13 protein-coding genes are annotated in these 12,987 nt (G+C 46.1%); 12 read left to right on the top strand and 1 reads right to left on the bottom strand.

Features of this window, described 5'->3' with window-relative positions; genetic code table 11:
* Nucleotides 1-41: 41 nt before the first annotated feature.
* Together CIK99_RS04365 and cbiB are read left to right on the top strand one after the other, a co-directional pair.
* Entirely contained in the window at nt 42-1,046 is a 1,005-nt protein-coding gene (locus tag CIK99_RS04365) for an aminotransferase class I/II-fold pyridoxal phosphate-dependent enzyme (protein WP_094380158.1), read from the top strand.
* The gene (gene cbiB, locus CIK99_RS04360; RefSeq protein WP_094380156.1) at nt 1,025-1,984 is read left to right on the top strand and encodes an adenosylcobinamide-phosphate synthase CbiB; all 960 of its coding nucleotides are present in this window, start codon (nt 1,025-1,027) and stop codon (nt 1,982-1,984) included. The genes CIK99_RS04365 and cbiB overlap by 22 nt, the downstream gene beginning before the upstream one ends.
* Before the next feature lie 103 nt (nt 1,985-2,087).
* Here cbiB and CIK99_RS04355 read toward each other — a convergent pair whose 3' ends face one another.
* Nucleotides 2,088-3,239: an ATP-binding protein gene (locus tag CIK99_RS04355; protein WP_094380154.1), complete on the bottom strand. Its 1,152-nt coding sequence runs from the start codon at nt 3,237-3,239 to the stop codon at nt 2,088-2,090.
* A 262-nt stretch (nt 3,240-3,501) separates the two neighbouring features.
* On the opposite strand from CIK99_RS04355, the gene CIK99_RS04350 reads away from it, so the two are divergent.
* The 10 genes from CIK99_RS04350 (at nt 3,502) to CIK99_RS04305 (ending at nt 12,564) form a co-directional block, all read left to right on the top strand.
* Nucleotides 3,502-3,876, top strand: a complete 375-nt coding sequence (locus CIK99_RS04350) for a desulfoferrodoxin (RefSeq protein ID WP_094380511.1) — start codon at nt 3,502-3,504, stop codon at nt 3,874-3,876.
* A 590-nt stretch (nt 3,877-4,466) separates the two neighbouring features.
* Nucleotides 4,467-5,639 carry a tyrosine-type recombinase/integrase gene (locus CIK99_RS04345; RefSeq protein ID WP_006743472.1) on the top strand — a complete coding sequence of 391 codons (1,173 nt, stop codon included), beginning with the start codon at nt 4,467-4,469 and terminating at the stop codon, nt 5,637-5,639.
* Between the two features lie 126 nt (nt 5,640-5,765).
* Nucleotides 5,766-7,028, top strand: coding sequence for a site-specific integrase (locus CIK99_RS04340; protein ID WP_006743471.1), 1,263 nt, complete (start codon nt 5,766-5,768; stop codon nt 7,026-7,028).
* Nucleotides 7,029-7,176: 148 nt separating this feature from the next.
* Entirely contained in the window at nt 7,177-7,497 is a 321-nt protein-coding gene (locus CIK99_RS04335; RefSeq protein ID WP_006743470.1) for a helix-turn-helix domain-containing protein, read from the top strand.
* A 12-nt stretch (nt 7,498-7,509) separates the two neighbouring features.
* Nucleotides 7,510-7,824: a hypothetical protein gene (locus CIK99_RS04330; protein ID WP_006743469.1), complete on the top strand. Its 315-nt coding sequence runs from the start codon at nt 7,510-7,512 to the stop codon at nt 7,822-7,824.
* Between the two features lie 37 nt (nt 7,825-7,861).
* A complete protein-coding gene (locus CIK99_RS04325) occupies nt 7,862-9,112 on the top strand; it encodes a site-specific integrase (RefSeq protein ID WP_006743468.1) in 1,251 nt (416 codons plus the stop codon).
* Nucleotides 9,113-9,179: 67 nt separating this feature from the next.
* A complete protein-coding gene (locus CIK99_RS04320) occupies nt 9,180-10,007 on the top strand; it encodes a hypothetical protein (protein ID WP_094380152.1) in 828 nt (275 codons plus the stop codon).
* Between the two features lie 288 nt (nt 10,008-10,295).
* Entirely contained in the window at nt 10,296-10,694 is a 399-nt protein-coding gene (locus CIK99_RS04315; RefSeq protein ID WP_005812832.1) for a hypothetical protein, read from the top strand.
* The gene (locus CIK99_RS04310) at nt 10,691-11,929 is read left to right on the top strand and encodes a hypothetical protein (RefSeq protein ID WP_006743467.1); all 1,239 of its coding nucleotides are present in this window, start codon (nt 10,691-10,693) and stop codon (nt 11,927-11,929) included. The genes CIK99_RS04315 and CIK99_RS04310 overlap by 4 nt, the downstream gene beginning before the upstream one ends.
* 17 nt (nt 11,930-11,946) lie before the next feature.
* Nucleotides 11,947-12,564 (top strand): hypothetical protein, encoded by a 618-nt coding sequence (locus tag CIK99_RS04305; RefSeq protein WP_005812828.1) that lies wholly within the window; start codon nt 11,947-11,949, stop codon nt 12,562-12,564.
* Nucleotides 12,565-12,987 lie beyond the last annotated feature (423 nt).

Genomic DNA, 12,987 nt, shown 5'->3' with positions numbered 1-12,987 from the left:
CACTAATCTTTTATTTCTTTAATATTTTAATTTCATAGCAGATGATAACCGGCCACGGAGACGACATATACGAATACGAGGATATTCGGATCAATTTCAGTTCGAACATCTATTCCCACGCTGACATCACACCGCTTGTGGAACACTTGCGGGGTGAGATGGACAAGATTTGCAATTATCCTGAACCTGAAGCACTGACCCTTGAGGCAAAGATAGCAGAAAAAGAAGGAATCGACGCGGAATGTATCATCGTGACCAATGGTGCCACGGATGCCATATACCTCGCTGCCGAGGCTTGCCGCAATCTCGGACTATCACATCATCATATCATCCAACCTACATTTTCGGAATACGAGGATGCCTGTCGCAATGCAGGTCTGCTCATACAAGGCGATGCTGACGAGGACACTGATGCCGTGTGGATCTGCAATCCCAACAATCCTACGGGCGAGGCTATCGACGCAAGCGGAATGATGTTGTTGGCAAGGGAATTCGGTACACTCATTATCGACCAGTCATACGAGGACATCACACTCTTTCCGACGATGACTGCAAAGGAAGCCGTAGATGCTGGCAATATCATACAGATACATTCCATGACAAAGACATGCGCTATTCCCGGTATCCGACTTGGATATATCGTCACCGCCCGCCGCTTTGCCAAGGCCATAAGGGAGTGTATGCGCCCATGGAGCGTGAATGCTCTCGCCATATCTGCCGGACATTATATCCTCGACAATGGTTTTAAGGCTATCCAATACATTGAAGATTATATCGCAGAGGCTAAAAGACTGAGAAATGCTCTTGATGAGATTGAAGGAATATCTGCCATGACATCAGACACCAACTTTATGCTATGCGAACTGGCAGTAGGCACGGCTGCCGAACTGAAAGATTGGCTCGCCAAGCAGCATGGCATCCTCATCCGCGACGCTTCCAACTTCCGCACCCTCTCTCCCCGCCACTTCCGTGTGGCAGCACAAAGCAAAGAAGAAAACGAAATCCTCATAAATGCAATAAGACAATGGACATCAATTACCAAGTAATTACTTCCAATCCCTCACTTCTCGTTCCTCTTTCCTCATTCCTAATAGGTTGGCTTCTCGACCGCCTCTTTGGCGATCCTGAACGTCTGCCCCATCCCGTGGTGCTATTCGGCAAGATGATAGCCAAGGGCGAACGTATGCTCAATCTGGGGAAATGGCGTGTACTCAAGGGAGCGTTGCTTGCCGTTATGCTAATAACTGTTGTGGTATTTGCCACCTGGACAATGATAGTCGTTGCCGACAAGGTTAATGTATATTTAGGTATGGCGATGCGCGCTATATTGGTGTTCTATTGTCTTGCCGGCACCACACTCATACGCGAGGTGCGCCAGGTGTTCTATGCCATCGACAGCTCGCTCGACGAGGGCCGCCAACAAGTGGCACGCATAGTAGGTCGCGACACATCCGAACTCACTGACGAGGAAGTGCGCAAGGCCGCACTTGAGACACTTGCCGAGAATCTCAACGACGGTGTGATTGCCCCACTCTTCTGGTTGGCCATAGGCGGAGTGCCGGCGATGATGGGCTACAAGATGGTGAACACCCTCGACTCGATGATAGCCTATCATTCGCCACGCTATCTGAAATTCGGCAAGGCGGCGGCACGCATCGACGATATTGCCAACTACATCCCCGCCCGACTTACTGCACTATTGATGCTGATAGCAGCACGAAGGCTCAACCTCGTCAGCTTCGTAATGAAATACGGTCCCTGTCATGCCAGTCCCAACAGCGGATGGCCTGAGGCCGCCCTTGCCGGCATCCTCGGTTGCCGTTTCGGCGGTCCCCACAAGTATTTTGGCGAGACATTCGACAAGCCATATATCGGCAATCAAGACAAACCACTGACAAGAGAAGACATGGAAAAGGCAGTGCGCATCAACCGCACTGCCGAGACTTTAGGAGTAATTATTATTATACTCTTATTATTTGTATGAGCCAGTAACTACTCAGCACCCCTGATAATCTTGCCTCAAAATACATAAACCCTCCATTGTCGTAATAGCATTATCGATTATTCTCATCCATTGAAAGACTTTGTTAAACAGTGCTAAACAAATCCTCCCTCAGCCAAATCTCCATGAAACGGTCATACACCGAATAGCCTTCCTGAGAGCGATACACAAGTTCCTTGTCAACAAGCGACATCAGGGCACTGCTCACGGAGCTTGCAGCCTTCAGACTGTATTTTTGGATGAAGGCTCCTTTGTTGGGAGTGGCGGTCTTGCCCTCCTTGGCAAGGGCTTTCAACACTTGCAGTTGTTTGTCGGGCAACATGGCAATAGTGGTTTGATAAACCATGGTGTTTTCCCTCACAATGCTCTTTATGGCTTCTATCACCTGACTCTTGTCCGTAATATTGCCGCCTGTTTCATATAATCGGTTGAGTATGGTCTGCACATACCACGTATGTCCCTCGAAACTGTCATAGATGAACTTGAATCGCGTTCCGTCTATCGTCCTGCCTCCTTCGGCAAACAGGTTTTCGGCAAATGTGTAGTAACTCTCTAATGGAATGGTGGTAAGACTCATAATCTGAGTACTGTTGTAGAACGGACGCTTCGCCGACAAGAACATCTCATATATAAGATGCTGCTGACTGCCTGAGAAGATAAAGTGTACATTATGCATAAACTGGATGCGAGAGCGCAACATGGCCTCTGTCCCGGATTCAGGATAGGATGCAACCTGCTGAAACTCATCAATGGCGATATATACAGGAGTGTCGGACTTTTCAAGACAGTCGAATATGTCAGATAATGTCTTTTCCTCCATCGACGGGGGTATGTCAATAGAGAAACTCGGCGAACCGGTCAAAGGGTCGAAGCTTATTGCGGGGCGACAACCACTGAGAAACGAAGCCACTCTTGAAAACAGTCGTTCACTATGGCTTTGCACTGCCTCAAAGACGGCCTTGCCCAGGATATGTACAAAATCAGCGAGGCATCTTGTTGGGAAAATATCCACATAGATACAGATTATGTCGTCCTCACTGTTTCTTACCCTATTAAACACATTATGTATCAGTCCCGTTTTGCCTATACGTCGCTGGGCTGCAAGGGTAACGTTTCTTCCATTAGCCAGGGCGGACACCAACTTGCGGGTTTCTTCTTCCCGGTCACAGAAATAGTGCGGTCCTTCATATCCATATACGAGGAATGGATTGGCTATTCTTCTCGGCTTTTTGTCCATGTCATTGCAATTACGTTAATGTCGTTACGAACTTTTCGTAATGCAAATATCTGATTATTTTTCCGATTATGCAAGCATCGGGGATTATTATTATTTTTTATTAACTATTTCAGATTGTATGACTAAAGATTAAAGATTGAGAATAGATGCAAAATAGACATAAAAAATTATTATAAGTATTGACAAGTGGGAGATTATTTGCTATATTTGCACCGAATAATCATGAGTGTATAGGTGCGCTCGTAAAAAGAAAGGAGATTATATGACAAAACTAAGGGAAATCTATCGTTGCCCCGTTTGCGGCAACATTGTGGAAGTGTTGAATCCCGGAGTAGGGGATTTGGTGTGCTGCGGCAAACCGATGATTTTACTCAAGGAGAACACAACCGATGCAGCACAGGAGAAACATGTGCCTGTGGTTGAGAAAACAGTCAATGGATACCGCGTAAAAGTGGGAAGTGTGGAGCATCCGATGCTCGACGAACACTATATCCAATGGGTAGAGTTGCTGACACCGACGTCGGTATTAAGGCGTGAACTTAAGCCCGGATGTAAACCCGAGGCAACGTTTATCACCAGTGAAGAGTGTCTGTGCGTAAGGGAGTACTGTAACCTGCATGGACTATGGAAAGCATGACGAAGGAAATAATCACATACCTATGTGTGACACTAAATCGTGTGATACATAGGTATGTGATTGATAGTTTTTTATTCCTTTGCAACCAAACACGAAGTTGTTACGTCAAATAGGCAAATATCAATTATTTGTCAATTATAAAAAGAGTAACAACTACAATTATTATCCATGTGTTCAGCTTCGCGTCTCATATCGTTTCAATACGGCAAATAGCAAGTATAAAGGAACTGGAGCAGGTCAGGATGCAAAGAATAGGATGTAATCAATATCTTAGTCCTCCAAAATTGGTTGGAAAGGATAAGAAAGGAAGTGACAAATAAAGTGCTTAGTATCAAGCGAATAAGCGATTTTTTGATTTTTCCGATTCTTGCTCAACCGACTCTTAAAAAGATATAATAAAATGATTTTTGTTTCTGATTTGTTTCTCATATATGGCTTGATTTTCATATCTTTGCACATGCTTTCAAAGGCATAATCACGATGCAGAAACGATATATCAGCATCCGAAAAGCCCAACCCTCGCAGACCCTCTGCAAAATTCATTTTCCCTTCTTTCGGGAGTAAATTACCAAAATAAAATATAAACAAGCATGGCAAGACCAAAGAAACAAGTCAAACTGAAGGAGCCGATTAAGATTCGTCTCAAACCTCTCGCAGATGGCAACAAGAGTATCTATCTTGACATCTACTGGAAGGGAGTCAGAAAGTATGAGTATCTGAAACTCTATATCATTCCTGAGGTCAATCCACTCTGCAAGGAGCAGAACAAGGAAACGATGGCACTCGCAGAACGTATCAAGGCAGAGCGCATCAAGGCTCTCCATGGTCACGGAGTGCAAGACTGGGAAACCGTCAAGCAGGGTTCACAACTCTTGACAGGATGGATCAAGAAGTATTGTGAAGGTGGAGTCAGCACCAAGAAGTCAACCCTCCATTGTCGTGTTGAAATGCTTCACACCGTGGAGAAATATCTTGAAGAGTCCAATCAGACCTTCATCACCCTTGAAGAGGTCAATGCTGATTTCTGCCGTGGGTATGTGAAGTTCCTTCGCACCTTCCCAAACTCACACTGCAAGTACATTGAGCCAAGACCTATCAGCCAGAACACGGCAAGCCGTTACCTCGGCATGTTCTCGACTACTCTCAACAATGCTGTCCGTCAAGGTATTATCCGAAACAATCCAATGAAGGAACTGGATGCCAAGGAGCGCATTCAGCCAAAGGATGGCAAGAAGGAATACCTTACCATTGAGGAACTTAAAGCCCTCATGGCAACCGACAGTTACCGCCCAGAGGTCAAGCAAGCCTTCATCTTTGCTTGTTTCACTGGATTGCGACTCAGTGATATGTACAAACTTGCACCGATTCACATTTTCAAGACTCCTGACGGCAAGGGCGAGTATATTGACATGGAAATGCAGAAGACGGAGAAGCCTGTCATCATCCCACTCTCTGAAGAGGCAAAGCGTTGGTTACCAAAACCAAAGGGAATAACAACTCCCTTCTTTGATATACCAACTACTCAGACCGTCATAGGCAGAGCCCTTCGCAAATGGGCAGAGGCAGCAGGTGTAGAGAAGCACATCAGTTTCCACTGTTCACGTCACACCTTCGGCACAATGATGCTGACACTTGGCGCAGACCTGTTCACCACAAGCAAGTTGATGGGTCACACCAACATTCAGACCACTGAAATCTATGCGAAAATCGTAGATAAGAAGAAGGAGGAAGCCATCAACCTCATTGATGGAATGTTCAAGTAAAGGATGTACTTTGAAAGTACCCCCCCCCCTTCAAAGAGTTAAGGGAGGTGACTTGAAATCACCCCCTTTGATAAACCAGGGTGGTGTTTCACCCCAGTGGTATAACCAATTATAACAATCATTGATATGACCATCACACTTCGACAAAAAGACCTTGAAAACGACAACAAGAGCCTGTATCTTGACATCTATGAGAATGGCAAGCGCAAGTTTGAGTTCCTTTCCCTCTACCTAATCCCTGAGATTAACCAAGAGACAAAGGAACGCAACGAGGCTACCTTGAAACGTGCGCAGGAGATTCGTGCCGAGCGCGTCCTTCATCCCGAGACCATTCCCGAGAAAGGTCACTTGATGGTTGTACCCGACATTCCCAACGATGACTCACCCGAAGTCATTGACTGGATCCAGACTTACATGGAGTGGATGGACGGCAATCCCGAATATTCCAAGAGGACTGTCGAGCAGACTCAATACCTTCAAGAACGCATGAAGGAGTTTCTGAAAGCCAAACGCAGACCGCACATCACTCTGATGAAGTTCGATAAGACATGGTTCAAGGCATTCTTTCTTTGGCTGAAGAATGACTATGTACCTCAGAAGTATGTGAGAGTCAAGGCAAAGCCGTTGAGTAATGCCAGTTTGCGGAACATGCAGCAACGCATTGTCGCAGTATTCAACAAGGCAGTCAAGACTGGCAAGTTGAAGGCAAACCCCTTCTATCAGTTGGAGAAGGAAGACACAATCTCCAAGCCAAAGTCTGGTCACAAGCTGTACCTTACACCCGATGAACTCAAACTCTTCATGGCATCCGAAGAGACTAACGGAGTCAGGGAAACCCAGTTGGCATTTGGCTTCGCTTGCCTTACAGGACTACGCATCAGCGACATAAGGGCTTTGCGATGGTCAAACATCATGAGGAACGAGGTAACGAACACACTTGTAATCGTCCAGAAGAAGACCAAGGAACTCAATGCCGTCCCAATCTGCTCAACCGCAGAAGCATGGATGCCACCCAAGAAGGATGACAAGGTTTTCCACCTTCCTGCCCATGCCAATGTGGATGCAGCTCTCAAACGAATAGCCAAGAAGGTAGGTATCACGAAGACAATCTCCTTCCATACCTCCCGACATACCTTTGGCACATTGATCCAAGCGGCTACTGGTGACATCGAGACCACCAAGAAACTCATGGGTCACAAGTCGCTCAAATCAACCGCAGTCTATGCAGACGTGCTGACTGAGGAAAAGGTCAAGGCTATCTCCAATACCAAGACGGTATTCAGGAGTCGCAAGCCACACACCGAGAACAAGAAGATTCCACGAACCAAGCGAACGGCAGCGACCAACACGCACCCTCGCAAGGTCATAGATATACAGGATAACGAATAACGGCTAACGAGCCGATTCAGGATAACAACCAGTTTCATTTCATCAAAAGCAGTGCCCTGATTCAAGGTAGTGGTTTCCGCTACCCTTAGGGGCTTGCTATCTCAAAACCAAGCATTCAGGATAACGTAAACAACTAAATATCAAGATTATGAATAAGACTATTGACAACGAGACTCTTCTTTTGAAGGTAGAGTCATTTGAGCATCGCATCGAGGTTCTGGAGAACACTCTCAGCGCAGCCAAGGAGGTATTGACACTTGAAGAAGCAGCCCTTTTCATGGGTATATCAAAGAGCAGTCTCTACAAGATGACCCATCGTCATGAGCTTCCTTTCTTCCGTCCAAACGGCAAACTCATCTACTTTGAGAAGGCTGAACTTCTGAAGTGGATGCGTCAGAACCGCAGCATGTCTGAGGCTGAGACCAAGGAGGCAGCAGCCCAGAAGCTGAATGAACTTGCCAACCACTAATCAATGAGTATTATGAATCAGGATTTCAATCAACAGCAGTACAACGACAAACTGGCTCAGGTAGCCAGCCTTGCCGTTACCTATGCCAAGGATGGCACAGGCTATCACAGTATGAAGGATGCCTTCAATGAACTGTGCGAGATTTCACATGCCAACAAGGGCATTGACCAAGAAAACACTATCGGCAGACGAACCCTGCTTGTGCAGAGTGTCTGCATCAAGGCTATCCATGCGCTCACTCCATACCAGAACGAGCGACTTGAACAGCAGCTGAAGGACATTGCTTCGGACTATCCCGAGCATCGTCACCTGCATTTCCGCAGATAGTTTCTTCTTTCCCTTTTGTCATATCATAGACATATCAATGAGAGTTACCGCTTACATACGTCAGAAAGATACATCGAAGAACGACCTTGACAGCCGTGCTTCGGTGTACTTCCGTGTCCGTGACAAAGGGCTTGATGTCAAGTGCGCAAGCGAACTTCAGATCAATCCCAATCACTGGAGCCAAGAACGACAGGGCTACAAGAGCCGTGTCAATCTTGTGGATGACGATACCAGAAACCTCTTTGACTCACAGGTCAAGGAGATTACAGGTATCATAACCAGGGAATACTATATCGGAGCAAACTCCGACTGGCTAAGACGACTGATATTTGCCTATCACCACCCCAATGCCTATTGCATGGGCAGTGGCATGGCGGTAAGCAAATCCTTTGTCATCTGGGCAGAGAGGTACCTTCAGAACAAGCATTTCGGCAAGCATCAGGAGTGCAACACCCGATGCCTGATTGACAAGGTTACTCGTTTTGAGGATGAACACAAACACCCGATGAACATTGACAGCATGACTGCCGATGATCTTCGTGTGTTTGCGGATTTCCTGTCTTCTGACTATGACATATCTATGAATACCATCGTCACTAACATGACCTTGATGCGTACCGTCTGCAACTGGGTACGAAAGCAGGGAGTCACAAACAATGACCCCTTCTTTGGCTATGACATGCCCAAGGCACTCTATGGCACTCCATATTTCCTGACCATTCAGGAGCGTGACCAAGTTCTGGATGCAGACCTAACGGATGATGCAGAACTTGCTGAGTATCGTGATATGTTCGTGTTTCAGTGTATGGTCGGATGCCGTCATAGTGATCTTGTGACCTTCACCCCCAAGAACATTATTGACGGTGTTCTGGAATATATCCCCATCAAGACCAAGGGCAAGTTAGGTGACGTTGTAAGGGTTCCTCTTATCCCCAAGGCTATGGCTATCCTTGATGGCCATGACCATGGTGATGATGAACCAATCTTCCCCAAGCATTATAACTTCAAGTTCAACGATGCTATCCGTAGAATCTTGAAGCGTGCCAAGGTAAATCGTGTTGTCACTGTGATTAACCCTAAGACACGGCTTGAAGAGAAGAAGCCAATCTCAGATGTGGCTACCTCTCATCTTGCACGAAGGACTTTTATCGGTAATCTTTACCGCATGGTCAAAGACCCTGATTTGGTTGCTTCTATGTCTGGTCATGCCAAAGGCAGCGTTGCTTTTGCCCGATACCGAGTCATTGATGATGACATGAAGAAATCCCTGGTTGAACTTATCCAGTGATTCTCTTCTTTTTGATGGCATATTCCTTTTCCCTTTATTCGGTTACATTTCAATAATATCATAGACTATGGACGATAAAAAATTACATCGTTGCTTCACTTTCTCTGAAGAGCAGTTGAAGCATCTTCGAAGCAAGAAGTACAAGATTGACCGTATGGAATGCTTCATGTCGCTTGTGGATCTTGCCGAGCCAGTTCCAAAACTTGTGCAAATCAGCAAGACCAAGCAAGTAGAAATCTTGGCAGGTCAAGTTATGGTTGACAATACCCAACTTGCCAAACTCTGGGACAAAGACCGCAAGACGGTTCCAAAGCTGTTGGATGCTATGGAGGCTGTGGGCATTTTCTCTTCTCAGGAAGTGGAAGATAACCGCATCTACACCCTTCATTGTCTCTCAGGCTGGTATGTTGATGCCAAGTTCGTGTCGAATGCCTTTGCCTTAAAGCGCAATAACGACAGTACGGCAATCATCCATGCGGAAGTTCCTGCCTCCAAGGTCATCATCACTGAGGATCCTGATGACAAGAAGAAGGACAAGGAAGGTTCTGCTTCTGCCGATGACAAATCCAATGACTCTGCCGAGGGCAACAATCCTCAGACAACTGGCAATGTGTCGCACCAATCACCACAATCTAATGATAGTGGCAATGTGGGTAAGTCTGGAGCAGATGGCAACAAGTCAACATCACCTCCTGAAAACAATTCCCCGCAGTCTGCTGACAGCCCTTCTCCCCAAGGTGAAGCCGATGGCAAGCAGAATGAAGGGAAGCAGCATGAGCAGATACCTTCTCAGCAAGGAGGACAGCAGCCACAACAGCCTAACGGCAATCAAAGACCGCCTTTCAACGGCTATCAGAAGCCTAACGGCTACTACAACCAGAACGGCAACAAATAGCCGTCTGAGGACTCAGGAATGCGACCTGCACCGCCAAACCATCCCAAAGGACGTTTACCGATACAGGACAACACGGCAAGCCGAAACGACTTTCTAAGCCCTGACGGGAACTTAGCAGGTAAAAGGACCGATTTTTAAGAGGTACTTTTCGAGAAATCCTTTTGTACTACATTATTTGTGACCAAATTTATGCAGTCCTAAAAGTTTCTCGGGCTACTCGCAGGCTCGCAGACCTATGTCCTTCTTTTTTACTGATTTATATTCATCCCTTTAATCATATTCAAAGATATGGCTAAGAAAAAGAAGATTATCAAGAAGACACCCACAAGGGTGCATTCCTTCCGCTGTACCGATAAGGACTGGAAGGAACTGAAAAAACTCGCTAAGGAATGTGGTATGAGCATAGGCAAGTATCTCGTTGAGACTGGCAAGAAGCATCACCCACGTCAGCGACTCACTCCAGAGGAAAGCAAAGCCCTGAACTCTCTGACTGAGGCACGTACCGACTTGATAAAAGTCCGCAGTAAGTTGCACGATGCTTCACCCGAGGAAAAGCAGAAGATGTTCAGATCTCCAAAGTTCATGAAGTGGTGGATTGAAGCCGTTGAACGACTCATCAAACACTGGTATAGCATTGAAGACAACCTTACTTCTCCTGTACTGACCAAAGTTCAAGAAGACGAATGATTATACTCGCAAGACCAGTAGCCTATGGCGGCAATGCCGCAAGGTACGCAATGGAGAAGGAGGATGCAACCGTGGTCAAGGTGAACCACATGCCTGACTATCTCGATGCCACCGAAATCTGGTATCGGATGAAGCATCACTGCCAGTTGCATCAACAGGACAGGACTGTTGGGCGAAAGTTGGAACGCTTCATGACCACGTTTGTACTCTCCCCATCCAAGGAAGAGTCAGAGAACTATACCTTGGATGACTGGGCAAACCTCGCTGATGAAGGATTGGAAGCTTTGGATTCAGTCGGACTTTTACCCAAAGGCTTTAAGGAGAAGGTCAAGACCAATTTCCGCAATTCTATGAGTGTTGCTGCCTTGCATCGGGATTCCAAGTCTGGAACCCTTCACCTGCATCTTGACTGTTGCCGTGTGGATAATGACGGCAAGACCAACGATGTTCACGATGTTCACATCAGAGCAATAAGGGCTGCGGAAATTATCAACGCAAGGCATGGTTGGGAGCAACCTCAGGAGGTTCGTGAAATGCGCCAACAAGATATAGCGGAGTTTTGCGAATATACCCTTCAGAAGATGGATAGTTTCGACATTGACCGTTACTTTGATATGCTTCGCATGAGAGGCTATGAGGTCAATCCAAGGTATGACACTACTAACTGCAAACTTGTGGGCTACACCATCGGCAAGAATGCCTCAGTGTTCAAGGCTTCTGCCATCGGTCGAAAGTTCATGGTATCACAGCTTGAAGCCACATGGAAGAAGATGCATCCTAAGCCTACTCAGGTCAAGATGCGACCTGCTTCACCTTCCGTTTCACCGGCTCGCCCTGCTCGCCATGTTGCTCAGACAACGAAACCTACCCAGTCCAATTCTAAGCCATTGCCAGTTGCTACCAAGACTGCCTTCAATGTCAATGTTAGCGGTGAAATGAAGAGAATCTATATTCCGAACACGGTCAAGGACATCTTCCTCAATGAGGTTCAGGTTCCTGATTCTGATATGACTGCATCAAGAGAGGACATTTCTCATGTAGGTATGCTTCTCTTCCTTGATATGATTGATGCAGCAACAACCGTGTCCGAATCTTGTGGCGGTGGTGGTTCTGCTCCTTCCTCTGGTTGGGGTAAGGATGATGACGAAGACGAGCGTGAGCGGGCTCGCCGTTGCCTCCAGATGGCTCATGCCATGTGCAAGCCACCGCAGAAAAGACGTTCATTCCACCGTTAGACAAATCCTACATATCAATGAGAAGAACAAAACATGTAGAAGAACTCATCGAAGATGACGAGCAGAAGCCTGACTTCGATGACATGATGAACGAAGTCCAGGAAGAGATTGAAGAGCATGATGCCGAGGATGCTGTTGTCAGTCGTGCGCCTGAACTCAGGCAGTTGAGTGAGAACATTGACAAAGCGACCAACACTTGGATCAATGCAACTCTTCAACTGGAGTCTGCCATCCGTAAGTACAATTCAGCTCAGACTGCTCTTGGCAATGCCGTTGACACTATCAGTGGTAAGGTTGACACCATCAATACCCACATTGACAATGTTCTGAAGGATGCCCCAACCAAGTTGAAGGTTTCAGTCAGAGTCGATGATGTTGACTGGAAGAAGATTCAGGACATGTTCGACAAACAACATGAATGGATGACCACTCAGATGCAGAAGCATATCCGTGAGGTCAATCAAATGTTTTATGAAGAACGTAGAAGGGTTCAGGAAAGGTACAAGGAGTACGACGGAACCTACCTCGGACACTATGTGCAGTATTTCTTCTGGTTCTTCTTTGTCCTTGGACTCGTTATTTTCGGCTTGGCTATCTTCCTGATGCTCGACAGTCACTACCACTGGACGAAGTAATCTAATGTTTATACCCTCCAAAATCCCTACGAAACTTGGCATAGTCTAAGTTTGTAGGGATATTTTTTTTCTTGAAAACGTCATTTTCTTGAAAATGTGCACTATTGCCCGTTGTGGGAGCCAGATAGCATGAGTAACTTTGCACCGTCAAAATAAACGAGTGTAAACCTAATTGTTATAAAGTAAGCATTCCGTAAACCACGTATAGATGGTTATGGAATACTTTTTATATAGTCCGCTAAATGGGAATTTACAATTCTGATATACTTCAGATGTAGGTTGCCGTTTCTAAAGCAATATAAAGTTTGTTTAAACTATGGTTGGCATTGTTCAAGCCTTTGGCTTCATATCCATTTGTATCCAAAATGTCACCTGTTTCAAAAAAAGCATACAACTTCAAATTGTAGAAGTCGCACACAGATT

Origin of the sequence: Prevotella sp. P5-92 (assembly GCF_002251245.1) — a bacterium.
In the GTDB taxonomy this organism is placed as follows: Bacteria; Bacteroidota; Bacteroidia; order Bacteroidales; family Bacteroidaceae; genus Prevotella.
Note: the sequence above shows the minus strand (reverse complement) of the source record. Positions and strands in the feature narration are given on the sequence as shown.

Bases quoted from the DNA above. Each gene is read 5' to 3' on its own strand.
- CIK99_RS04325 (WP_006743468.1), top strand. From the start codon at position 7,862: ATGAGAGTTACCGCTTACATACGTCAGAAAGATACATCGAAGAACGAC.
- CIK99_RS04315 (WP_005812832.1), top strand. From the start codon at position 10,296: ATGGCTAAGAAAAAGAAGATTATCAAGAAGACACCCACAAGGGTGCAT.
- CIK99_RS04365 (WP_094380158.1), top strand. From the start codon at position 42: ATGATAACCGGCCACGGAGACGACATATACGAATACGAGGATATTCGG.
- CIK99_RS04330 (WP_006743469.1), top strand. From the start codon at position 7,510: ATGAATCAGGATTTCAATCAACAGCAGTACAACGACAAACTGGCTCAG.
- CIK99_RS04355 (WP_094380154.1), bottom strand. From the start codon at position 3,239: ATGGACAAAAAGCCGAGAAGAATAGCCAATCCATTCCTCGTATATGGA.
- CIK99_RS04340 (WP_006743471.1), top strand. From the start codon at position 5,766: ATGACCATCACACTTCGACAAAAAGACCTTGAAAACGACAACAAGAGC.
- CIK99_RS04305 (WP_005812828.1), top strand. From the start codon at position 11,947: ATGAGAAGAACAAAACATGTAGAAGAACTCATCGAAGATGACGAGCAG.
- CIK99_RS04320 (WP_094380152.1), top strand. From the start codon at position 9,180: ATGGACGATAAAAAATTACATCGTTGCTTCACTTTCTCTGAAGAGCAG.
- CIK99_RS04345 (WP_006743472.1), top strand. From the start codon at position 4,467: ATGGCAAGACCAAAGAAACAAGTCAAACTGAAGGAGCCGATTAAGATT.
- CIK99_RS04335 (WP_006743470.1), top strand. From the start codon at position 7,177: ATGAATAAGACTATTGACAACGAGACTCTTCTTTTGAAGGTAGAGTCA.
- CIK99_RS04310 (WP_006743467.1), top strand. From the start codon at position 10,691: ATGATTATACTCGCAAGACCAGTAGCCTATGGCGGCAATGCCGCAAGG.
- cbiB (WP_094380156.1), top strand. From the start codon at position 1,025: ATGGACATCAATTACCAAGTAATTACTTCCAATCCCTCACTTCTCGTT.
- CIK99_RS04350 (WP_094380511.1), top strand. From the start codon at position 3,502: ATGACAAAACTAAGGGAAATCTATCGTTGCCCCGTTTGCGGCAACATT.